Consider the following 21,935-nt stretch of genomic DNA (forward strand, 5'->3'; position numbering starts at 1 on the left):
GACGCACCGGCCATAATGGATCGTATGGTCGCATGGGAGTACGCGCTGTTGGTCCGCCGTTACCAGGGGCAGGGACGCAATTTCCACGTCTCGTTCGTCTGGTACGGCCCGGACGGGTCCCGCACCGACATCACCGCGTACGGCGACACCGCGATCGCCCACCTCAACCGCGCCGGCCGGGACGGCTGGGAGCTGGTCTCCGCCGCCGAGGACGTGAACAACGTCCAGGGCAGCACCGAGGTCCACCGCTACCACCTCAAGCGCCCCCTCGCCTGACCCTCGCCCCCGACCCCGCCGATCACGGACCTGTGGTGGGGGAGGGCTGGTGTGAACCAGCCGTCCCGGGCACCACGCCTCCGTGATCGCGGGGGCGGAGGGGCGGGTCAGCTCAGGGTGACCGAGGGGTAGAGCGGGAAGGTCGACAGGAGGTCGGTGGCCTGGCGGCTGACCTTGTCGGCCAGCGCCGGGTCGAGGACGTACTTGGCCTTCGACGGGGTGCCGTCGGCGTTCGAGCCGGAGACGGTCTGGCTGAGCACGGTGTGGATCAGCTCGGCGGTGGCGTCCATCTCGGCCACGCCCAGGCCCCGGGTGGTCAGCGCCGGGGTGCCGATCCGGATGCCCGACGTGTACCAGGCGCCGTTCGGGTCCTGCGGGACGGAGTTGCGGTTGGTGACGATGCCCGAGTCGAGCAGCGCCTGCTCGGCCTGCCGGCCGGTCAGCCCGTACCCGGAGACGTCGATCAGCACCAGGTGGTTCTCGGTGCCGCCGGTGACCAGCTTCGCGCCCCGGCTCAGCAGCCCCTCCGCGAGGGCCTGGGCGTTGTCGACGATCCGCTGGGCGTAGTCGGCGAAGTCGGGGCGGCGGGCCTCGGCCAGGGCGACCGCCTTGGCGGCCATCACGTGCGGCAGCGGGCCGCCGAGCACCATCGGGCAGCCCCGGTCCACCTGGTCGGCCAGCTCCGGGCCGCAGAGCACCATGCCGCCGCGCGGGCCCCGCAGCGACTTGTGGGTGGTGGTGGTGACGATGTGCGCGTGCGGCACCGGGTCGAAGTCCCCGGTGAAGACCTTGCCCGCCACCAGGCCGGCGAAGTGCGCCATGTCGACCATGAACGTCGCGCCCACCGAGTCGGCGATCTCCCGCATGATCCGGAAGTTCACCTTCCGCGGGTACGCCGAGTAGCCGGCGACCAGGACCATCGGCTTGAACTCGCGGGCCGCCTCGGCGACCTTGTCGTAGTCGACCAGCCCGGTCACCGGGTCGGTGCCGTAGCTGCGCTGGTCGAACATCTTGCCGGAGATGTTGGGCCGGAAGCCGTGGGTGAGGTGGCCGCCCGCGTCCAGGGACATGCCGAGCATCCGCTGGTTGCCCAGCTCCCGGCGCAGCGTGAACCAGTCCTGCTCGGTCAGGTCGTTCACGTGCCGTGCCTGGGCCTTCTTCAGAGCCGGGGACTCCACCCGGTCGGCCAGGATCGCCCAGAACGCCACCAGGTTCGCGTCGATCCCGGAGTGCGGCTGCACGTACGCGTGCGCGGCGCCGAACAGTTCCTTGGCGTGCTCGGCGGCGAGCGCCTCGACCGTGTCGACGTTCTGGCAGCCGGCGTAGAAGCGGCGGCCGACGGTGCCCTCGGCGTACTTGTCGCTGAACCAGTTGCCCATCGCCAGCAGCGTGGCGGGGGAGGCATAGTTCTCGCTGGCGATCAGCTTGAGCGACTCGCGCTGGTCGGCCAGCTCCGCCCCGATCGCGTCGGCGACCCGGGGCTCCACGGCCCGGATCACCTCAAGGGCGCTGCGGAAGGCGGTGGACTCGGCATTCGGCGACGACATGCGACCTCCTGGTGACGTGCGGAAGGCCCAGGCGCTCGGCAAACGTCCTGATGACGGGACCGCTTCCCGATGGTTTTCCATCCCCACGCGCCAGTCACGGCCCGTGCTGATCGTACCCGGTCCGCCCCCGCCGCCCCGGCCGACCTCCGTGGCCCCATCGGCGGGGGAGCGCAGAGGCGCGACGAGCGCACGACCCGGCCGTCGCCGCCGCGCCTCCCGGGCCGGGAGGCGCTCCCGTACGATCGACGGATGGCGAAGGAAGACGGCGCGCTGCTCGCCATCAGTGACCTGCACGTGGGGTACGCGGAGAACCGCGACATCGTCGAGGGCCTGCGGCCCCGCTCGCCGGGCGACTGGCTGCTGGTCGCGGGCGACGTGGGCGACACCGTGGCCGACGTCGAGTGGGCGCTCGGCGTGCTCAGCCGCCGTTTCGCCAAGGTGGTCTGGGCACCCGGCAACCACGAGCTGTGGACGCCCCCGGCCGACCCGATCGCCCTGCGCGGCGAGGCCCGCTACCGGCACCTCGTCCAGGTCTGCCGCGGGCTGGGCGTGCTCACCCCGGAGGACCCGTACCCGGTGTGGCGGGGCCCCGGCGGGCCGGCGCTGGTGGCGCCGCTGTTCCTGCTGTACGACTACGGCTGGCGGCCCGAGGGGCTGGACACCCGGGAGGCGGCGCTCGCCGAGGCGTACGCCACCGGGATCGTCTGCACCGACGAGTTCCTGCTGCACCCCGACCCGTACCCGAGCAGGCAGGCGTGGTGCGCGGCCCGGGTGGCCGGGACCGCCCGGCGGCTCGACGCCCGCGACCCGGCCCTGCCGACGGTGCTGGTCAGCCACTGGCCGCTGGTGCGGGAGCCGACCCGGGTCCTGCGTTACCCGATCTTCGCCCAGTGGTGCGGCACCGACGCCACCGCCGACTGGCACCTGCGCTACGACGCCGTCGCGGCCGTCTATGGCCACCTGCACATCCCCCGCACCACCTGGCACGACGGGGTGCGCTTCGAGGAGGTGTCGGTGGGCTACCCCCGGGAGTGGCGTCCCCGCGCCACCCCACCCGGCCAGCTCCGCCAGATCCTCCCCCCGCCCCCCACCACCTGACCCGCCGCACCCCTGACCCGCCCCACCGGCGACCCCGCCCCCGCGCCCGCCCCGGCGACCTCGGACCTCGGACCTTGGACAGCTGCTGTTCGCCGGGGACGGAAACTGTCCAAGAATCGGCGGTGGAGACGACGGCGGGGCCCGGCCGTCAGGCCGGGCCCCGGGTCGGGGTCGTGTGCGCTCAGGCGTTGACCGCGTCGACGGCCTTCTTGATCGCCTTCGGCTCGGTCGGGCTGCGCGGCGCGTCGGGGCGCAGCGCGATCATCCGCTCGCCGATCTCCTGCAACTGCTTGCGGCCGAGCGCCTCCCGCACCTTCGGGAACCACTCCTGCTCCTCCTCCTCGACGTGGTGCTGCACGTTCTCGATCAGCACCGTCGTCTTGGCGTTGAAGTGGCTGTCGCCGGCGTCCATGGCGGCCAGTTCGGCGCAGAGCAGGTCGGCGACGTGGTGCTCCTCGTACGACTCGAGGATGTCGTCCTCCAGGTCCGGCAGCAGCTTGCGGACCTCCGGGTACATCACCTCGTTCTCCAGGTAGGTGTGCACCGTGAGGGCCTCAAGGATCTGCCCGACCAGCTTCTGCCGCTGGCTCGCCGGCCCGTCCTCGGCATCCTGGAAAGCCTTGAACAGGCGGCGCATCTCCTTGTGGTCCTCTTTCAACAGGACGATGGCATCGGTGGACACCTGTGACCTCCTCGGTTGCTGGTGATCTCTCCGGTACCCATGAGGTGAGCTGCGGAAACAGCCTTCACCCGGTCGGGTCGACCGCCTCCCCGGGCGGGTGACGCGGGGGCGTCGACGTCGCGTCAGGCCCCCAGCTCCCGGACGTGCCGCAGCCCGGGACGCCCGTCGAGCAGCACCTCGCCGGCCGGGACGAAACGGGTGCGCCGGAGCACCCCGAGCGAACCGGCGTTGTCCAGCGCGGCCGACGCGACCAGCCGGCGCAGCCCGTACCCGGCGCGGGCCAGCTCGACCACGCGGCGCACGCCGTCCGTCGCCACGCCCCGCCCGGCCGCCCGCTCGGCCACCCGGAACCCCAGCTCCGCCCCGCCGTCGGCGACGTCGACCAGGTTGAACCGGCCCAGCACGGCCCCGTCGCCGTCGACCAGGACGTGGAAGTGGCACAGCCCGGCGGCCTGCTCCGCGAGCAGGCCCGCGTGCCGCGCGGCGAAGCCGGCGAAGTAGTCGTCGCCCCGGTCCGGCACGGACCGGGCGAAGTACGCCCGGTTCTCCCGCTCGAAGCGGAGCAGCGCGGCGGCGTGCTGGACGTCGAGCCGCTGCAGTCCGGTCACCCGCGCGACCCTAGCAACCCGCCGCCCGGGCCGGCCGACGCGACCCGGGGCGGCTGTGCCGGCGAAACCTCCGCCCGGCCGGCACGGCCCTGGGCTCAGAGCGGCCCGGGGACCGCCACGCTGCCGGCGGAGAGATCGATGATCGCATCTATCCGGGTGGGGCTCACCACCGCGCCGTAACCCACCGGCAGGAGCAACGCCCGGGCGATGTGTTTGTTGACGCCGAGCAGCTGGAACGCCGGCCAGCGGACGAACTCGTTTGCCTGCCGGGATTCACGGGGTTGTGGGAACACGTCGATGTACCACCCGGAGTCGTCGGCGCGATCCTTGCGCGCGGTCCGGCTCATGATCAACCGTTCGGCGTTCTCGATGCCGCGCCAGCACAGCACTGTGTCGTTGAAGTGCACAGGCTGCGGCTCGGCTCCGGGCAGCCTGCGGGCGACCGTCACCTGGCCGTTGAGCACCCAAAGCGCCAGCGTGAGATCCCCGACCCACCCCACCTGGTCCGGGGTCTCTGTCGCGAAGTCCGGCGCGACGACACCGAACCGGTCCTCACCACGCGCGACGAGCATGAACGGCGCCCACCCCGCCTGAACGCTGAACTTGTCCCGCAGCTCGTCGGCGTAGGCGGCGATGATGTCCAGCAGCGCATCCGCCTGCGTCCCGAGCTGCTCCCTGGCCTCGACCGTGACGGTCGCCGAGCCGATCCGGCGGGAGAACTCGCGGAGCGGTGCCCGCCCGGGCGCTGATCCTGCTGCGGGCGTCATCCCGCGAACTTCTCGGCGGGGGTGCGCTGCCCGGACCGGAACAGTTCGAGCGCCTGGTGCGGCGGCACGGCGGACGCCGCGAACAGCACGGTCCCGTCGTGCGCGACGTAGATCGACCCGCCGCCCCGGACCGGGCGGACGACGAGCACCGCGTCGTCCTCCGGCAGCAGGTGGTGGACGAGTTCCGCGCCCGGCGCGATCCGGCCGAACAGTTCGGTGCCCCGCTCGATCAGGCGCTGCGGCAGTTGCGCACGCCCCTGCGCCAGGCGCTGACGCAGCCACGGCGGCTGGTGCGTCTCCTCGCGGGGAAAGGACCGCTGCTCCGTCACGTACGCGGTGGGATCGACGGGTTCCGACCACCACACCGGCTCGTCGTCGCGGTCGAACCGCATCGTCTCGTCGCCCGCTGACGTCACGGTCAGCTCCACGCTGAACCACGTACCCAGGCCCGGCCGGTAGGAGGCCCGCCGCGACGCGTGGAGCGCGTCGCGGAGCGCGGGGTCGTCCGGGCGGTGAACCTCCTCGCGCCGCTCGCCCCACGCCGCCCACCACCGGCAGCAGTCGACCGTCGCCAGGACGCCGGCGCGCATCGTGAGGCGGTCCGCTCCCGCCGGCAGCTCGCGGCGCACCAACCGTACGATCTCCCGTGCCGCCACCCGCTGCTCCTCGGCGTCGGCGTCGGCATCAACTTCGGCCTCGGTAGGGGCGGTGCTGCCGGGCGGCGGCGCGTCCGGCGTCGCCCCGGTGCCGCCGAACCGCCGCACGATCGACTCCTCCGACAGGTCGGCGTACCTGGCGAATCGCACGGCCCTGCCACGCCACGGGCCGGGCGGGAAGCGGGCCGACCGCTCGCCGGACGCCTCGCGCCAGGACAGCACGAGCCCCGAGGGCCCGAGGTCGGTCAACGTGAACCCGTCCCGAAGCGGCTCGTCCGGGGACGGCCCTCGCTGGCCCCGTTCCACGATGGCCCGCACCCAGCCGCCGATCTCCCCGATCACGTACCGGCGCGCGACCGCCAGCGACCCGGCGGACATCTGGGGGTGCCACGCCCCGCTGCGGTCCCGCTTCTCCACCACGAAACCGCCGTCCCGCTCGACGATCCTGAGCAGGGTCTCCGTATCACCGACCTGAAGCAACGCGTCGCGCGCCGGCCATACCGTGACCCGCGCCGGCTTGCCGAAGGCACGCAGCCGGTCGTCGTCGAGGTGTCCGATCATGGCGCAGACCCTTCCCCGGCCACCGGGTCCTGTCAACGAGCATTGGGACGCCAAGGAGTGGGACGACCCCGAGGAGTCAGGCGGGCTTCGAGTTCCCGCATTCGGGTCACGCTGCGGAGGCATAGCGCTGCACTCCGGTGTTGCTGTCGGTGTACCGTCCGATGTAGGAAACCTGCCGGCTTTGGGGCGACCGGCGGAAGCGCCGTCCAGCCCCCTACCCGGGAGCGCCCGATGGATCCGGTTGTCAGTCCGGGAATGACCCCCGGCCAGCGCATCAAGCTCTATCGTCAGCGAGCGGGGCTCACCCAGGAAGTCGCCGCGCAGCTCAAAGGTGTGACGGCATCAGCGTGGCGAAAGTGGGAATCCGGCGAGCGGTCGGTGAACACGCTGGGCGACTGGATCGAGATCGCTCGCATTCTGCGGGTGCGCGACCTGTACCGACTCACGGGGATGCCCGTCGGGCAGCTACCGGACGAGCGGGCCGAGCACGAGTCCGTCCAGCCGGTACGTGCCGCTCTGCACGCCTACGCTCCCACGCTCGACGGGCCGGTGGACATCGCCGCGCTGCGTCGGTCGATCACATGGGCCTGGGACACCTGGTCCAGCAGTCAGCATCGGTACAGCCGCACCGCACCGCTGCTGGCAGACCTGATCCTCACCGCCCGGGCCACACTCACCGCTTCCAGCGGCGCGGTGCGGCGCGATGCCGAGCGAGCCGCCGCAGACATCTATCTGCTGGTCCGATCATTCGGGAAGCGGGTGGGCGCTGCCGACGTGGCGTACCTTGCGGCCGATCGGGCGATGTCTGCGGCGCGTGCCGCAGATGATCCGGCCTACCGGGCGGCAGCCGGTTGGAACCTTGCCCAGGTGCTCAGCAACAGAGGGCACACCGAAGAGTCCGCTCTGATGTGCGAGGACGCGATCCGCGATGTGGAATCGGCCAGCGGTGGTGGCCCGGCGGGGATGGCGCTTGCCGGTTCGCTACGGCTGCTGTTGGCGGTGCAGCGGGCACGGCTGCGCGACGAGCGGCGCGCATTGGAGGCAATCGACGATGCTGCCCGGCTATCGGCGATCACCGGAGAGACGACGTACCACCGCACCTTCTTCGGCCCGGCGAACGTGGGGATTCACCGCGCTGCCGTGATCCTGGAGCTGTCCCGGACGGGCGAGGCGCTGCGCTTGGCCGAGCGCGTCGACGTGGGGACGCTTGCCAGTGTGGAGCGCCGCTACTCCCACTACCTTCAGCTGGGGCGGGCGTACGCGATCCGCCGGGAGGACCTGGCAGCCGTCCACATGCTCGGTAGGGCGGACCGGGAATCTCCGGAGGACTCCCGTCTGAACCTCGTGATGCGTGCGACGGTACGTGAGTTGCTGGTGCGGGAAACGCCCACGACGCGTCCCGACCTTCGTGGCCTGGCCGAGCGGGTGGGAGTGATCTGAGGTGCCCCATAGCGGGGTAGTCGCACAGGGGGTGACGATCCACGGGTAGTTGCTGCCCTACCTTCCGTGATGGGCGCGGTGCGCATCTCCGGCGGTAGGGGATCGGTTGCCGTCGCGCCCCTGCCAACGGAGGTGGGGATGCAGGTGCACGGTGACGATCCGGTGCCGAACCGGGGTGAGCAGGCCGAGGCGGCCGAGCGGGAGGCGGCGAGGCAACGGCTGTTGGCGCAGGCCGAGGCGGACCGGATTCCGGTGGACGACACCACCAGGGCGGTGCCGGACCGGCGGTGGCGTCGTGACCAGCGATGACCTGCCGATAGGCCGGCGGGTCGCGCGGTGGCGGGCCCAACGCGGGATGACCCAACAGATGCTCGCCGATCGGCTGGGCAGGTCGAAGAGTTGGGTGGACAAGGTCGAGCGGGGCGTCCGCGCGCTCGACAGGTTCTCCATCGTCCAGGATGTCGCCGAGGTCCTCCGGGTGGACACGTCGGTGCTGGTCGACGGGGGTGCTCGGCCGGCGGGGACGGCCGGTGCCGTCGAAGGGCTGGACGGGCTGCGGGCGGCGCTGGCCCGATACGACACTTGCCTGCCCGGCCCCCGGCCGTCGACGGGTGAGCTGCGCCGCCGGGTGGAGCACGCCTGGTTGACGTACCAGCACGCGGGCTATCCGCAGTTGGTGCGGGCGCTTCCGGGCCTGCTCGGCGACGCCCAGCGCGCCCGCGCTGCCGCCCCGGCGGGCGACGGGGCGGATCTGCTGGTGCAGGTGTACCGGCTCACGTCGTCGGTGCTGGTGAAGCTCGGTGAGGCCGACGTGGCGTGGCTGGCCGCCGACCGGGCGATGGCGCTGGCGGCCGATGATCCGCTGCTGGCGGCAATCGCCGCCATCCCGCTCGGGCAGGCGCTGCGCGCGTCGGGTCGGGGCGGGCCGGCGATGGCGGTGACGCTCGCCGCCGCGCACCGGATCGCGTCCCCGGCGTCGTACGAGGGCCCGCCGCAGGAGCTTGCCCTGTGCGGGACGCTGCTGGTGGAGGCCGCCCTTGCCGCCGCCTCGAGCGGCGACGCGCGCAGCGCGGGGGAGTTGGCCGACCGGGCGGGCGAGATCGCCGAGCGGGTCGGCGACGGCCACGACCACCACCGGACCAGCTTCGGGCCCACGTCGGTCGAGTTGGCCCGGGTGGCGGCGGCGGTCGCCCTGGGCGACGGCGGCGAGGCGGTCAGCCGGCACGAGCGGGCCACCGGCCGGAGCACGTGGGGGCGGCTGCCGGTGGAACATCGGGCCGCGCACCTGGTCGACGCCGCGCGGGCGTACCTGCACGTCGGTGACCTGCTTCGGGCGGGCCGCGCCCTGGTCGACGCCGACCGGACCGCGCCGGCCGAGGTCCGGTGCCGGCCGCTGGCGCGTACGGTGATCGCCGATGTGGCGCGCGGCGGCCCGACGCCGGCCGGCGTGGCGCACCTGGTGATGGTGGTCGGACTGGCCCGGTGACCGCACGGGTGGGGCCCGGCGCGCACGCGCCGGGCCCCACCACTGGTCGTGCGGTCAGGCGGTCACTTCACCACGTTGTACGCGTTGACCATGCCCGAGCCGTAGAACGCGTTGTAGTACTTCCCGCCGGAGCAGGTCGAGTCGTACGCGTGCGGGCCGGCCGCGATCAGCGGCACCGGGTTGTACACCGCGCCCGCCGGGCAGGCCTGCGCCACCGCCGTGAGCTGCAGGAACAGCGTCAGCTGCAGCGGCCCCATCCTCGGGTGGGCCGACAGCGCCAGGGCGGCGACGCCGGTCGCGTGCGGGGAGGACATCGAGGTGCCCTGCTTGTAGCCCCAGCCGTTGGTCCGGGTGGCGGTGTTGAAGGTGGTGGACAGGATGCCGTCGGCGATGGTCGACTGCGCGCCCTGGGTGCGGAACCGGGTGTCGCCGCCCGGGGCCGTCACCTCGACGACGCCCTTGCCGTACGACGAGTAGTAGCTCTTCTGCCCGGTCGGGCCGACCGCCGACACGGTCACCACGCCCGGCACCTCGGCCGGCAGGACGCGGCACTCGTTGCCCAGGTCCGGCCGCGTCTCGGGGGTCCCGTTGTTCGGGCTGCCGTCGTCGGTGATCTTGCCCGCGAGGTCCCAGTTCGAGTTACCCGCGGACGCCACGTTCAGCACGCCCTTGCTCTGCGAGTAGCGGATGGCCCGGTGGATCGCGGTCCACGCCGGACGCTGGCGCGGGTCGTTGCGGCAGTTCAGCTCCCACGGGTCGACGAAGTAGCTGTTGTTGGTGAGCTGCATGCCGTGATCGGCGGCCCAGATGAACCCGCAGACCGCGGACTCCGGGAAGATGAAGCCGTCGTCGTTCACCACCTTGACCGCGGCGACCTTGACGCCCGGGGCGATACCGGTGACGCCGACACCGTTGACGGCGGCGGCGATGGTGCCGGCGACGTGGGTGCCGTGGTCGGAGGAGGTCGGGTTCCAGGCCGCCTCGGTGGTGTCGGGGACACCGCCGACGCAGGACGCGCTCTTGTCCTTGGCGATCTGGCCGGCCAGGTCGGGGTGGCTGCTGGAGATACCGCTGTCCAGCACGCCGACGACCACGCTCGGGCGGCCGTTGTTGACCGCGTGGGCCTGCGGAACGCCGATCATCGGCATGTCCCACTGCTGGCCGTACATCGGCTCGGCGGTCGGGTCGCCCGTGGAGTTGACGACGTCGGCCGCCGGGACCTCCACGGTCTCGCCCTCTTCGAGGGCGGTACCGAGGCCGGCGGTGGAGGCCGCCGCCTCGACGCCGGCACCCTTCACGTCCGTGACGAAGTTCGGGTTGGTGGATCGGGCGACGATCACGCCGATCTGGTCGTAGCGGGCCACCACCGTGCCGTTGGCGGCGGCCACCCGGGCGGCAGCCCTGTCGGCCTTGCCACCCAGCGGGGCGACGACGAGGTAGGTGGCGTCCGGGCCGGCGGCCGCCGCCGGGGTCAGTCCGCCGGTGAGGGCGAGACCGACACCGAGCGTCACGGAGGACGCGGCGGCCAGGGTCTTGCGACGGAGGTTCTTCACACAGGCTCCCAGGGGGCTGTATCCGGCCGGCTCGCGCCCCTGGTGGAGGCGCGGCTCGGCGGGAAGCGGACGGGGCGCCCGCTTCCGATGCACAGCGTAGGAATTCGTCGCGGCCGTTACAAACCTCCGTCCGGCCAGACAGGGACTGTCAGACGGTGGCAATGAGGGCCGTCCGGAGTGGGCGCGGCCGTGGCCGGCGCTCTCCCGGGCCGAAGTGGACAAGGGGACAGCGCCGAGGGGTGCCGACCGGCAGAATGTCACCGGCGTCGCCGGGGCCCCGGCGACGGGGTGTCGGTGCGACGCCGGCAACCGGCCGGCCGGAGGAGGCTGCGAGCGATGACGGTGGTCAGGGGCCTGCGGGAGGCTCTCATGCTGTTCGTCATCGCGCTCGTGGCGGTGGCCGTCGCGGTGGGCGTGTGGACGGTGGTCGGCGGCGGTGATTTCGCGTTCCGGTTCGGTGTCGCGCTCATCGTGGTCGGCACCCTGCTCGGGCTGACCGGCGACCTGACCCTGAGCCGGATCGGCATGCTGCCGGCCCGGGCGACGTTCGGGCTCGCCCCGGAGCGCGAAGACGCGGGTGGCGGCCGGGTGCTCACCGGGGTCGGCATCTTCCTGTTCGTCTCGCTGCCGCTGATGGTCGTCGGCGTGACGGTGCTGGCCTGACCGTCCACACTGTTCGATCATCCGGCCGCGGCACGGCGGCGGCCACAGGCTCGGCTACGCTGACCGGACAACAGCGGCAGTCGAGGAGTTTTCGTGTCAGAGGCCGGCGACATCGGGGTCCGTGACGGGGGACGGGCGGAGCGCATCGACACCACAGTGGCGCACAACGCCCGGGTGTGGAACTACTGGCTCGGTGGTAAGGACAACTTCGAGCCGGACCGCCGGGTCGGCGAGCACATCCACACCATGTTCCCGGTCATCGGGGAGGTCGCCCGGGCCGACCGGCGCTTCCTCGCCCGCGCGGTGCGGCACCTGGCCGGTGAGGTGGGTGTCCGGCAGTTCCTCGACATCGGCACCGGCCTGCCCAGCGCCGACAACACCCACCAGGTCGCGCAGGCCGTCGCCCCCGACGCCCGGATCGTCTACGTCGACAACGACCCGATGGTGCTGGTGCACGCCCGGGCCCTGCTGACCAGCTCCGCCGAGGGCGCCACCGACTACCTGGAGGCCGACGTCCACGACCCGGCGTCGGTCCTGGCCGGCGCCGCCCGGACCCTGGACCTCGACCGGCCGGTGGCGGTGATGATGCTGGGCATCCTCAACTTCGTGCTCGACACCGACGAGGCCGTGGCGATAGTGCGCCGGCTGATGGACGAGATGCCGTCGGGCAGCTTCCTGGTGCTCACCCACCCGACCGTCGAGCTGGGTGGCGAGGCCAACGTGCCGGCCATGAAGTTCTGGAACGAGAACGCCGCCCCGCCGATCCGGTCCCGCACCGGGGCCGAGATCGCCCGGTTCCTCGACGGCCTGGAGCTGCTCGACCCGGGCCTGGTGTCGTGCGGGCGGTGGCGGCCGGCCGACGGGGAGGAGCCGGTCACCGTCCCGCAGTACGGCTGCGTGGGCCGCAAGCCCTGACCGCGGGCCCACCCGACGGGGCCGGGTGGCGCCGACCCGCCCGCGCGTGTCGGTGCCACGTCGTACGGTGTCAGGCATGGCGACGGCGGCGCAGGAGATCCGGGTCGGAGAGCGGGTCGTGCGCGTCTCCAGCCCCGACAAGCCATACTTCCCGGAGCGCGGGCTGACCAAGCTGGACGTGGTGCGCTACTTCCTCGCCGTGGGCGACGGGATCCTGCGCGCGCTCCGCGACCGCCCGACCATGCTGGAGCGCTGGCCCAAGGGCGTCTTCCCCGGCGCGCGGATCGGCACCCGGCAGGACAACCGGGGCGACGCGTTCTACCAGAAGCGGCTGCCGGCCGGCGCGCCCGACTGGGTCCGCACCGCGCACCTCACCTTCCCCAGCGGCCGGACGGCCGACGAGGTCGCGCCGAGCGAACTGGCCGTGGTGGTCTGGGCGGCCAACCTGGGCACCCTGCGGTTCCACCCGTGGCCGGTCACCGCCGCCGACGTGGAACGCCCCGACCAGCTCCGCATCGACCTCGACCCCATGCCCGGGGTCGGCTTCGACCAGGTGGTGCCGGTCGCCCGGGAGGTCCGGGCGTTCCTCGCCGAGCTGGGCCTGACCGGTTACCCGAAGACCACCGGCGGGCGCGGCCTGCACGTCTACCTGTCGATCGAGCCGCGGTGGAGCTTCGCCGACTGCCGCCGGGCGGTGCTGGCGCTCGGCCGCGAGATGCAGCGCCGGCTGCCGGAGCTGGTAACCACCACCTGGTGGCGCGACCAGCGGGACCGCCCGGTCTTCGTCGACTACAACCAGATGTCCCGGGACCACACCATGGCCTCGGCGTACTCGATCCGGCCCACCCCGCAGGCCCTGGTCTCCGCGCCACTGGACTGGTCGGAGCTGGACGACGCCCGCCCGGAGGACTTCGACGTGGTCGGTATGCCCGCCCGCTTCGCCGAGCGGGGCGACCCGCACGCCGGGCTGGACGGGCAGCGGTTCTCCCTGGAGCCGCTGCTGGAGCTGGCCGACCGGGAGGGCCTGGAGGCCCCACCGGAACGCTGAGCCGCCGCCCAGGCCGGCCGTGCGGCGGAACCGGTGGGGCGCGGGCTCACTCCCAGGGGCTCTGCGCGCCGTCGAACTCCTCGAAGACCAGCCAGGTCCGGGTCGACAGCACCCCGGAGATGCTCTGCACCCGGGCCAGCACCACGTCCCGCAGGGTGGCGTTGTCCGGCGCCCGGACCAGCGCGAGGACGTCGTGCTCGCCGCCGAGCAGGGCCGCGTGCTCGATGTAGCGCACCCGGGCCAGCTCGGCCGACACCTCCCGCCAGGTGTTCTGCTGAATGGTCAGCGCGATGTACGCCGAGGTGCCCAGCCCGGCCGGCTCCGGAGCGACCTGGGCCCGGAACCCGGTGATCACGCCGTCGCGCAGCAGCCGCTCCACCCGGGCGTACGCGTTGGTGCGCGAGACGTGCACCTGCTCGGCGAGGGTGCGGATGGAGATCCGGCCGTCGCGGACCAGCTTGTCGAGGATGCGCCGGTCGACCTCGTCCAGCGGCCCGGCCGAACGTCCCGCCCCGCCCGTCACGCCCGGCTCCGGGATTGTCTCCTGGCTCAACTCAGACCCTCCCCAGTGCCGATCGTCCCACGTTCATCGTGAATCTTGAGTCAATCATCCAACAGCAGGAGCATAGGGCCACCACACGTCCAGGAGGTCCCCGCCGTGACGACCACACCCCAGGCGGTCCGCAGGGCATCCCCGCGCACCCGCCCGCCGGCCAAGAAGCCCACCAAGGCCCCCGCCCGCGGGCAGGCGACGACCGACCCGACTGCCGGCCTGCTGCCGCAGACGGAGCCGGTGCGGCTGCTCGACGCCGACGGCACCCCGCTGCCGGCCCGCGCCGACTACCCCGAGCCGCCCGCCGAGGCGCTGCGCGAGCTGTACCGCCGAATGGTGGTCGGCCGCCGGTTCGACACCCAGGCCACCGCCCTGACCAAGCAGGGCCGGCTTGCCGTCTACCCCTCGTCCCGGGGCCAGGAAGCCTGTCAGGTCGGCGTCGGGCTCGCCGTCCGGGACACCGACTGGGTCTTCCCCACCTACCGCGAGTCGATGGCGCTGGTCTCCCGGGGCATCGACCCCGTCGAGGTGCTCACCCTGCTGCGCGGTGACTGGCACTGCGGGTACGACCCCGCGCAGCGGCACACCGCCCCGCAGTGCACGCCGCTGGCCACCCAGTGCGTGCACGCCGCCGGGCTCGCCTACGGGGAGGCCCACCAGGGGCGGGACACCGTCGCGCTGGCCTTCATCGGCGACGGCGCCACCAGCGAGGGCGACTTCCACGAGGGGATCAACTTCGCCGCCGTGTTCAAGGCCCCCGTCGTGTTCTTCGTGCAGAACAACAAGTACGCCATCAGTGTCCCGCTGTCCCGGCAGACCGCCGCGCCGTCGCTGGCGTACAAGGGCATCGGGTACGGCGTGCCCAGCGAGCAGGTCGACGGCAACGACCCCGTCGCCGTGCTCGCCGTGCTGACCCGCGCGGTCGAGCACGCCCGCGCCGGTCAGGGCCCGTTCCTGGTCGAGGCGCACACCTATCGGATGGAGGCGCACACCAACGCCGACGACGCCACCCGCTACCGCGACGGCGCCGAGGTCGACACCTGGCGCGACCGCGACCCGATCGCCCGGCTGGAGACGTACCTGCGCACGCGCGGAATGCTCGACGACGCCGCAGTCGCCGCGATCGCCGAGGAGGCCGAGGCGTACGCCGCCGACCTGCGCGAGCGGATGAACGTCCAGCCGCAGGTCGACCCGCTCAGCCTCTTCGACCACGTCTACGCCGAGCCGACCCCGCAGCTCGTCGAGCAGCGCGAGCTGGTCCGCGCCGAACTGGCCGCCGACCGGGAGTCCGAGGGGGACGCCTGATGGGCGCCACCACCATGGCGAAGGCGCTCAACGCCGCGCTCGCCGACGCGTTGGCCGACGACGACCGGGTGCTCGTCTTCGGCGAGGACGTCGGCAAGCTCGGCGGCGTCTTCCGGATCACCGACGGGCTCCAGACCCGGTTCGGCGACAAGCGCTGCTTCGACACCCCGCTCGCCGAGGCCGGCATCGTCGGCTTCGCCGTCGGCCTGGCCATGTCCGGGCTGCGGCCGGTCGTGGAGATGCAGTTCGACGCGTTCGCGTACCCGGCTTTCGAGCAGATCGCCTCGCACGTGGCCAAGCTGCGCAACCGCACCCGGGGCGCGCTGAGCGTCCCCATGGTCATCCGGGTGCCGTACGCCGGCGGCATCGGCGGGGTCGAGCACCACTGCGACTCGTCCGAGGCCTACTACGCGCACACCCCGGGCCTGAAGGTGATCACCCCGGCGACCGTCGCCGACGCGTACTCGCTGCTGCGCGAGGCGATCGCCGACCCCGACCCGGTGGTCTTCATGGAGCCGAAGAAGCTCTACTTCTCCAGCGCCGAGGCCGAGCTGCCCACCCGCACCGAGCCGTTCGGCCGGGCCGTCGTGCGCCGCCCCGGCCGCGACGCCACCCTGGTGGCGTACGGGCCGGCGGTGCCGGTGGCGCTGGAGGCCGCCGAGGCCGCCCGCGAGGAGGGCTGGGACCTGGAGGTGGTGGACGTGCGCACCATCGTCCCGCTCGACGACGCCACCATCACCGCCTCCGTGCGCAAGACCGGCCGGTGCGTGGTGATCCAGGAGGCGCAGGGCTTCGCCGGGGTCGGCGCCGAGATCGCCGCCCGGGTGCAGGAACGCTGCTTCCACGCCCTGCACGCCCCGGTGCTGCGGGTGTCCGGGCTGGACATCCCGTACCCGGCGCCGATGCTGGAGCACACCCACCTGCCCGGGGTGGACCGGGTGCTCGACACGGTGGCCCGGCTCCAGTGGGACGACCGGCCCGATCCGCGCTGGCTGACCCAGGGCAGCGCGGCATGACCACCGTCGACCGTACCCAGGTCTTCCTCCTGCCGGACCTGGGCGAAGGGCTGGCCGAGGCGGAGATCGTCGAGTGGCGGGTCGCCGTGGGCGACACCGTGACCGTGGACCAGACCGTCGTCGAGGTGGAGACCGCCAAGGCGGTCGTGGACGTGCCCTGCCCGTACGCCGGTCGGGTCGTGGCCCTGCACGGCGCGGCCGGCGAGACGCGCCCGGTGGGCCAGCCACTGATCACCATCGCGCCGCCGGACGGCGACGGCGGCGAGCCCGCCGGGCACGCCACCTACCGGGAGGAGGAGCGCGCCGGCTCCGGCAACGTCCTCATCGGGTACGGCACCGGGCACGGCGGGGCGGGCCGACGTCGTCGCCGCCCCCGCCTCGCGATCGCCCCGGAACCGTCGGCCGCCACCGTGGCTCCGGCGCCCGCGCCGGGCCCAGCCTCGGCCGCCGCCCCGACGGTGGCGCCCGCGCCGCCCCTCGTGCTGGCCGGCGCTTCCACGCCGGCCGCTGGCCCGGACGTGGCTCCCGTACCCGCCCCGGCGGGAGCGGCGCTGGTCATCTCGCCGATCGTCCGGAGGCTGGCCCGTGAGCACGGCATCGACCCGGCCACCCTGCGGGGCACCGGCCCCGGTGGGGTGGTCCGCCGGGCCGACGTCGAAGCGGCCCTCGCCGCCCCGGCCACGTCGCTCGCCCCGGCCCCCCGGCTCGCCCCGGTGCCGGTCCGGCCGGAGCCCGCCCGGTCGGCCGGCGACGAGGACCTGGTCATCCCGCTCACCGGCATCCGCAAGGTGATCGCCGACAAGCTCTCCCGCAGCCGGCGGGAGATCCCCGAGGTGACCATCTGGGTCGACGCGGACGCCACCGCGCTGGTGCAGACCCGGCGGGCGATCAACGCCGCGACGCCGGACCAACCGGTGAGCATCCTGGCCCTGCTGGCCCGGATCTGCCTCAGCGGCCTGCGTCGGTTCCCGCAGCTCAACGCACGCGTCGACACCGAGGGGCAGCGGATCGTGCAGTCCCGTGGGGTGCACCTGGGCATCGCCGCGCAGACCGACCGGGGCCTGGTCGTCCCCGTGCTGCGCGACGCCCAACTGCTCACCACCCGGGAGCTGTCCGTGGCCCTCGCCGAGACCACCACCGCGGCCCGGGCCGGCGCGCTGCCCCCGGCCCGCCTCATCGGTGGCACCTTCACCCTCAACAACTACGGGGTGTTCGGGGTCGACGGCTCCACCCCGATCATCAACCACCCGGAGGCGGCGCTGCTCGGGGTGGGCCGGATCGTGGACAAGCCGTGGGTCATCGACGGGCAGCTCGCCGTACGAAAGGTGACGCAGCTCAGCCTCACCTTCGACCACCGGGTCTGCGACGGCGCGGTCGCCGGGGGCTTCCTGCGGCACGTCGCCGACTGCGTCGAACAGCCAGCCCTGCTGGTGGCGAACGTCTGACCGCGCCGCTCCCGGCGCGCGCCGCCCTTCGGGTGCATCTCCTGCCGCCCCTGGCGACAAGAAGTGCACCCGAAGGCGTGGCGGGATCCGGGCGTGCGGTCCTTTTCGGCGAAAACGGGTGTCCGAGCCCCGGCCGGCGCACCGCCCCGACAATTCCGTCGATTGTCACGGCGAGCAATATCGCGCGCGATCCGGCAAATAGTGGCCTCGCGGTGCGATGAGGGAATTGTGTTCCCGATAGAGCGCAATCCTGGCTGAGGTGCCGGGACAGCGGCGGCACCATTCCGTTTTCCGGCCCGGCGGCCGGGAAATCGGCGCCGTCGGCGGCCGTCCCGGTCGTCCTTGGCGGTGGCGGTCCGGGTGCGAGCCGCGCCCTCCACCGCCCGTCCGTTCGCCGTCGGAGAGGAGAGCGCAGTGTCGTTCCAGGGAGTGCCCGTCAACGTCCGGGAACGTCGTCCCGCCGTCGCCGGAGCGCCGCTGCACTGTGACGCCACCGAGTACGGGCTGCGCGGTGACGGGGTGACCAACGACCAACCAGCGCTGGCCGCGTTGGTGGACCGCCTCGGTGCGGGGTACGCCGCCGACGGACGGGCCCGGGTGATCTACTGCCCGCCCGGCATCTACTCCATCCGGGACGCGGGCACGGTGTGGCGCAGCGGGGTGTCGCTGATCGGGGCCGGACCGGGCGCGACCCGGTTCCTGCTGAGCAACGAGGGCAACCGCGTCGAGCCGACGCCGCTGGCCTTCTGGACCACGGTCCAGCACGGCGCCGACCGCGACCGGCACATCGCCGACTGCGCCTTCACCGACTTCGAGATCGACGGCTCCGGCGTGAGCATGGCCGAGTACAACTACCTGGCCAAGGGGCTCGGCCTCCAGTACGTGGTGCGCGGGACGTTCCGGAACCTCTACATCCACCACACCGCCGCGACGGGGCTCGGCTGCGACTTCCTCCAGGACAGCCTGATCGAGGGGGTGGTGGTGGTCGGCTGCGGCCGACTGGACAACGGCGAGGAGATGGGCGGCGCCGGGATCGGCGTCGGCATCGGCGGCTGGGGCACCGTGGAGCGGCTCACCATCGCCAACTGCACCACGCTGGGCAACGGCACCAACGGCATCTTCCTGGAGCTGCAGAAGCCCTACTGGCAGCCCCCGCGTGGCTACCGGATCATCGGCTGCCACAGCCAGGGCAACAGGTTCGGCATCTCCGACTGGGGCGCCGACGGGCTGGTCGTCTCCGCCTGCACCATGATCGGCAATCTGGAGGCCGGCTTCGACGTCTCCGCCGAGGGTACGTCCGGCATCGCCGGCCGGGGTGGCCTGCTGTCCGACTGCGTCATCGACGGCAACGTCCGCGACGGCGTCAGCATGGGCAACACCCCCGGGCCGTACACGATCCGGGGCAACCGGATCAGCGGGAGCGGGGCGTACGGGTACCACGGGCACGATCTGGGCCACGGCTACCAGGGGGCGGCCATGGACGTGGTCATCGACAGCAACGACTTCTGGGGCAACGGCCTGGACGGCATCCGGATCGACCGCCCGATGGCCGACGCCGTGCTGCTCAACAACCGGATCCGCAACAACGGCCGGCAGTGCGCCGACGAGTACCGGGGCAGCGGGGAGTCCGTCCGCTACACCGAGCGGTCGCTGGTCGACCGGGCGGCGGACTGGCCGCACGACGGGCACCGGGGCAAGGTGCTGCGGGTGGACAAGCGGGTCGCCGTGGTCGCTGCGAACGACGGCAAGGAGCTCACCCTCGCCCCGGTCCGCCCCGACGCCTACAGCGGGTGGAGTGGCGACGTCCCCCTGCCCGGCACCGCGTACGAGTTGTCGCCGGCGCCGGAGTGCCGGGCCGGGATCACGATCAACGCGCCGTTCGACTCCGCCACCGTCCGGGGCAACCGGGTCTGGGACAACCACCACAGGCGTACGCAGACCCACGGGCTGTGGATCACCGAGCGGGGCAGTTGCGTCGCCTGCCGGGTGGAGGACAACGACCTGGCCGGCAACGCAGTGGCCCCCACCCGGCTGGACACCCCGCCGGTCGGTGGCCGCTGGGACCGCAACCACGGTGACCAGGACTGGGACTGCTGATCGCCGGTGGACGGTTCCGGGCCGGGTGCACGGCGGGGCGAACCGGTCGTCCGGGGTGACCCGGCCGAACCGTGACATCGGGTCCTGCCGGGTCGGCGGGAACACTTTCGGCCCGGTGCCGTCGAAACTGCCGAAAAATGCTTCACGTAATTCCCGGAAAGCTGCGTCGCGCCTCCCGTCCGGCCGTACAGAATGTGGCCAAGGGGAAATGGGGAATGGGGTGCGAATATGAACGTGAGGCGGCGATCGACGCTATTTGCGGTAACCATCGCAGCCACCTCGCTGGTGCTCGGCGGGTGCACCGCCGAACGGAAGACCGCCGGGGGAGCGGCGCCGCCACCCGCGGTCGAGCTGACGCCGGCCGACCGGGCCCGGGACGTCCCGCTCAGCGCCGAGGTCGGCACCAGCGTGACGAACGGGAAGGTCAGCGCCGTCCGGCTCACCGACGACAAGGGGCGGCAGCTGGGCGGCGAACCCCGGGAGGACGGGTCGAGCTGGGTGCCCAGCGCGCCCCTGGCGAACGGGCGGACGTACACCGCCGAGGTGACGGTGACCGGGGACCAGGGGCGGACCTCCACCCGGAAGACAACCTTCACCACGGCGTCGAAGCCGACGAAGCCGGCGATCACCAGCACTCTCTACTTCGCGGGCAACCAGACGTACGGCACCGCGATGCCGGTGACGGTGGCCTTCGAGCCGGCCGTGCCGAAGGAGGCGCGGGCGGCGGTGCAGAAGCGGCTGTTCGTCAAGACCGACCCGCCGCAGCCGGGCACCTGGTCGTGGCTGGAGGACGGCAGCCAGGTGTACTACCGGGCACCCGACTTCTGGCGGCCGGGCACCGCGATCAGCGTCCGGGCGGCGCTCGACGGGCTGCCGATCGGCAAGGAGCTGATGGGCGACGCCGACCGCCGGGCCACCTCGAAGATCGGGCGGCAGGTCGCCGTCGACATCGACAACGCCACGAAGCAGATGTCGGTGTTCCGGGACGGCAAGCTGGTCCGCCGGATCCCGGTCAGCCTCGGCAAGCCGAGCACGCCCAGCTCCAGCGGCAAGATGGTGATCATGGAGAAGCACGAGCGGACGACGTTCGACACCCGCGGCGAGCCCGACGGCGGGTACGTGGTCGACGTCGACGACGCGCAGCGGATCACCTGGGGCGGTGAGTTCATCCACTCGGCGCCGTGGTCCGAGGGCGACCAGGGCTACACCAACGTCTCCCATGGCTGCGCCAACGTCTCCGCCACGGCGGCCGACTGGCTGATGGGGATCACCCAGGTCGGCGACCTGGTGACCGTCAAGGGCACCGAGGTGCCGCTGCAGGCCGGCAACGGCTGGACGGCCTGGAACGTCGGCTGGGACGAGTTCGCCAAGGGCAGCGCGTTGCCCGTACCGGCCGGGCTGCGGCCCAGCCCGCACGTGGCGCCGCACCCCGGCGCGGTGGCCGGCGGCAGCTCGCCCGCACCGGCCCCCTCGGCCAGCGGCGGCTGAACACGGGAGGAACGACCGCCGGACCGGTCCGTCACCGCAGGGTGGCGGACCGGTCGCCGTCCTCACCGGCTGCGCCCCGTCGCCCACCCTCGGGGCCAAGCGCGCCCTCGGCCAGCGGCAGCAGCTCCGCGTCGTCGAGCCGCAGGTCGGTCGCCGTCCACGGCCCGTTCAACGGGGGCGGCACGGTGGCCGGCGTTGCCGCAGCTCCTGCTCAGGGTGGACCCGGAGTGACTCGGGGTCAGACCCTGGGTGTACCCGGAGTCACTCCTCGGCAGGGCGGAATTGTCGGGGGGCGGGGCTAGATTCGTGGTCATGGAGCAGCGCAGCGATCGGTTCCACGTGCAGGTCAGCGTGGGCGACCACGCGGTGGAGATGCGGGCGACCGGCGAGGTCGACATCGCCACCGTCGGCCTGCTGCGCGCCGCGCTGTGGGCCGCCCCGGCCCGGCCGCTGCTGCGGCTCGACATCTCCGGCGTCCGGCTGCTCTCCGCGGCCGGGGTCCGGGCGCTGGTCGCCGCGCACCGACGGGTCCGCGCCCGTGGCGGCGAGCTGGTCCTCGTCGACCCGGCCCCGGTGGTCGCCCGGGTGCTGCACGTCACCGGCCTTGACCGCGTCATCCCCGTTCGGGACGGCGCCGCTGCCTCGACCGCTGTCGCCTCGACTGCGGCTGCCTCGACCGTGGCAGCGCCGCGTCTGCTGGCGCCGCTCGTCCCCGCCCTGGCGGGGGAGTC

The 21,935-nt window shown here is 73.0% G+C and carries 21 protein-coding genes, 1 pseudogene and 1 riboswitch; of the genes and pseudogenes, 14 read left to right on the plus strand and 8 right to left on the minus strand.

Annotated elements, in window-relative coordinates; all coding sequences use genetic code 11:
* The first annotated feature begins 15 nt into the window (after window positions 1-15).
* Complete coding sequence (locus ACH4T9_RS15670; protein ID WP_350887997.1) at window positions 16-276, plus strand: hypothetical protein; 261 nt, start codon at window positions 16-18, stop codon at window positions 274-276.
* 107 nt (window positions 277-383) lie between these two features.
* On the opposite strand, the gene ACH4T9_RS15675 is transcribed toward ACH4T9_RS15670, so the two are convergent.
* Complete coding sequence (locus tag ACH4T9_RS15675) at window positions 384-1,823, minus strand: glycine hydroxymethyltransferase (protein WP_396672718.1); 1,440 nt, start codon at window positions 1,821-1,823, stop codon at window positions 384-386.
* Window positions 1,824-1,841: 18 nt separating this feature from the next.
* Window positions 1,842-1,931: riboswitch (ZMP/ZTP riboswitch) on the minus strand.
* Between the two features lie 141 nt (window positions 1,932-2,072).
* On the opposite strand from ACH4T9_RS15675, the gene ACH4T9_RS15680 reads away from it, so the two are divergent.
* Entirely contained in the window at window positions 2,073-2,921 is an 849-nt protein-coding gene (locus tag ACH4T9_RS15680; RefSeq protein WP_396672717.1) for a metallophosphoesterase family protein, read from the plus strand.
* 181 nt (window positions 2,922-3,102) lie between these two features.
* On the opposite strand, the gene ACH4T9_RS15685 is transcribed toward ACH4T9_RS15680, so the two are convergent.
* The 4 genes from ACH4T9_RS15685 to ACH4T9_RS15700 all read right to left on the minus strand — a co-directional run bounded on the left by ACH4T9_RS15685 (window position 3,103) and on the right by ACH4T9_RS15700 (window position 6,195).
* Window positions 3,103-3,603: a hemerythrin domain-containing protein gene (locus ACH4T9_RS15685; RefSeq protein ID WP_396672716.1), complete on the minus strand. Its 501-nt coding sequence runs from the start codon at window positions 3,601-3,603 to the stop codon at window positions 3,103-3,105.
* A 122-nt stretch (window positions 3,604-3,725) separates the two neighbouring features.
* A complete protein-coding gene (locus ACH4T9_RS15690) occupies window positions 3,726-4,211 on the minus strand; it encodes a GNAT family N-acetyltransferase (RefSeq protein WP_396672715.1) in 486 nt (161 codons plus the stop codon).
* A gap of 95 nt (window positions 4,212-4,306) precedes the next feature.
* The gene (locus ACH4T9_RS15695; protein ID WP_396672714.1) at window positions 4,307-4,978 is read right to left on the minus strand and encodes a hypothetical protein; all 672 of its coding nucleotides are present in this window, start codon (window positions 4,976-4,978) and stop codon (window positions 4,307-4,309) included.
* Entirely contained in the window at window positions 4,975-6,195 is a 1,221-nt protein-coding gene (locus tag ACH4T9_RS15700; RefSeq protein WP_396672713.1) for a hypothetical protein, read from the minus strand. Before ACH4T9_RS15700 ends, ACH4T9_RS15695 begins: the two co-directional genes overlap by 4 nt.
* Before the next feature lie 231 nt (window positions 6,196-6,426).
* On the opposite strand from ACH4T9_RS15700, the gene ACH4T9_RS15705 reads away from it, so the two are divergent.
* From ACH4T9_RS15705 to ACH4T9_RS15715, 3 genes are all read left to right on the plus strand, one after another.
* Window positions 6,427-7,635 carry a helix-turn-helix domain-containing protein gene (locus ACH4T9_RS15705; protein ID WP_396672712.1) on the plus strand — a complete coding sequence of 403 codons (1,209 nt, stop codon included), beginning with the start codon at window positions 6,427-6,429 and terminating at the stop codon, window positions 7,633-7,635.
* A gap of 138 nt (window positions 7,636-7,773) precedes the next feature.
* Window positions 7,774-7,944, plus strand: a complete 171-nt coding sequence (locus ACH4T9_RS15710) for a hypothetical protein (protein WP_396672711.1) — start codon at window positions 7,774-7,776, stop codon at window positions 7,942-7,944.
* A 46-nt stretch (window positions 7,945-7,990) separates the two neighbouring features.
* Window positions 7,991-9,121, plus strand: coding sequence for a helix-turn-helix domain-containing protein (locus ACH4T9_RS15715; RefSeq protein WP_396673046.1), 1,131 nt, complete (start codon window positions 7,991-7,993; stop codon window positions 9,119-9,121).
* Between the two features lie 62 nt (window positions 9,122-9,183).
* Here ACH4T9_RS15715 and ACH4T9_RS15720 read toward each other — a convergent pair whose 3' ends face one another.
* The gene (locus ACH4T9_RS15720; RefSeq protein ID WP_396672710.1) at window positions 9,184-10,674 is read right to left on the minus strand and encodes a S8 family peptidase; all 1,491 of its coding nucleotides are present in this window, start codon (window positions 10,672-10,674) and stop codon (window positions 9,184-9,186) included.
* A gap of 336 nt (window positions 10,675-11,010) precedes the next feature.
* Between ACH4T9_RS15720 and ACH4T9_RS15725 the strand changes: the two genes are divergently transcribed.
* The 3 genes from ACH4T9_RS15725 (at window position 11,011) to ACH4T9_RS15735 (ending at window position 13,300) form a co-directional block, all read left to right on the plus strand.
* The gene (locus ACH4T9_RS15725; RefSeq protein ID WP_396672709.1) at window positions 11,011-11,337 is read left to right on the plus strand and encodes a hypothetical protein; all 327 of its coding nucleotides are present in this window, start codon (window positions 11,011-11,013) and stop codon (window positions 11,335-11,337) included.
* A 93-nt stretch (window positions 11,338-11,430) separates the two neighbouring features.
* A complete protein-coding gene (locus ACH4T9_RS15730; RefSeq protein ID WP_396672708.1) occupies window positions 11,431-12,252 on the plus strand; it encodes an SAM-dependent methyltransferase in 822 nt (273 codons plus the stop codon).
* A 76-nt stretch (window positions 12,253-12,328) separates the two neighbouring features.
* Window positions 12,329-13,300 carry a DNA polymerase domain-containing protein gene (locus ACH4T9_RS15735; protein WP_396672707.1) on the plus strand — a complete coding sequence of 324 codons (972 nt, stop codon included), beginning with the start codon at window positions 12,329-12,331 and terminating at the stop codon, window positions 13,298-13,300.
* 46 nt (window positions 13,301-13,346) lie between these two features.
* Here the strand turns inward: ACH4T9_RS15735 and ACH4T9_RS15740 are convergent, their stop codons facing one another.
* On the minus strand, window positions 13,347-13,853 hold the full coding sequence (locus ACH4T9_RS15740; RefSeq protein WP_396672706.1) for an Lrp/AsnC family transcriptional regulator: 507 nt from the start codon (window positions 13,851-13,853) through the stop codon (window positions 13,347-13,349).
* Window positions 13,854-13,925: 72 nt separating this feature from the next.
* Between ACH4T9_RS15740 and pdhA the strand changes: the two genes are divergently transcribed.
* The 5 genes from pdhA (at window position 13,926) to ACH4T9_RS15765 (ending at window position 21,204) form a co-directional block, all read left to right on the plus strand.
* Window positions 13,926-15,158 (plus strand): pyruvate dehydrogenase (acetyl-transferring) E1 component subunit alpha, encoded by a 1,233-nt coding sequence (pdhA, locus tag ACH4T9_RS15745; protein WP_396673045.1) that lies wholly within the window; start codon window positions 13,926-13,928, stop codon window positions 15,156-15,158.
* Complete coding sequence (locus ACH4T9_RS15750; RefSeq protein WP_396672705.1) at window positions 15,158-16,174, plus strand: alpha-ketoacid dehydrogenase subunit beta; 1,017 nt, start codon at window positions 15,158-15,160, stop codon at window positions 16,172-16,174. Before pdhA ends, ACH4T9_RS15750 begins: the two co-directional genes overlap by 1 nt.
* On the plus strand, window positions 16,171-17,619 hold the full coding sequence (locus tag ACH4T9_RS15755) for a dihydrolipoamide acetyltransferase family protein (RefSeq protein WP_396672704.1): 1,449 nt from the start codon (window positions 16,171-16,173) through the stop codon (window positions 17,617-17,619). The genes ACH4T9_RS15750 and ACH4T9_RS15755 overlap by 4 nt, the downstream gene beginning before the upstream one ends.
* 414 nt (window positions 17,620-18,033) lie before the next feature.
* Window positions 18,034-19,716 carry a right-handed parallel beta-helix repeat-containing protein gene (locus ACH4T9_RS15760; protein WP_396672703.1) on the plus strand — a complete coding sequence of 561 codons (1,683 nt, stop codon included), beginning with the start codon at window positions 18,034-18,036 and terminating at the stop codon, window positions 19,714-19,716.
* A 228-nt stretch (window positions 19,717-19,944) separates the two neighbouring features.
* Window positions 19,945-21,204 (plus strand): Ig-like domain-containing protein, encoded by a 1,260-nt coding sequence (locus tag ACH4T9_RS15765; RefSeq protein ID WP_396672702.1) that lies wholly within the window; start codon window positions 19,945-19,947, stop codon window positions 21,202-21,204.
* Between the two features lie 31 nt (window positions 21,205-21,235).
* Here the strand turns inward: ACH4T9_RS15765 and ACH4T9_RS15770 are convergent, their stop codons facing one another.
* Window positions 21,236-21,376 carry a hypothetical protein gene (locus ACH4T9_RS15770; RefSeq protein WP_396672701.1) on the minus strand — a complete coding sequence of 47 codons (141 nt, stop codon included), beginning with the start codon at window positions 21,374-21,376 and terminating at the stop codon, window positions 21,236-21,238.
* Between the two features lie 140 nt (window positions 21,377-21,516).
* On the opposite strand from ACH4T9_RS15770, the pseudogene ACH4T9_RS15775 reads away from it, so the two are divergent.
* Window positions 21,517-21,876: pseudogene (locus ACH4T9_RS15775) on the plus strand (STAS domain-containing protein); the annotation flags it as partial.
* Window positions 21,877-21,935 lie beyond the last annotated feature (59 nt).

It is taken from the genome of Micromonospora sp. NPDC020750 (assembly GCF_044334565.1).
GTDB lineage: Bacteria > Actinomycetota > Actinomycetes > Mycobacteriales > Micromonosporaceae > Micromonospora.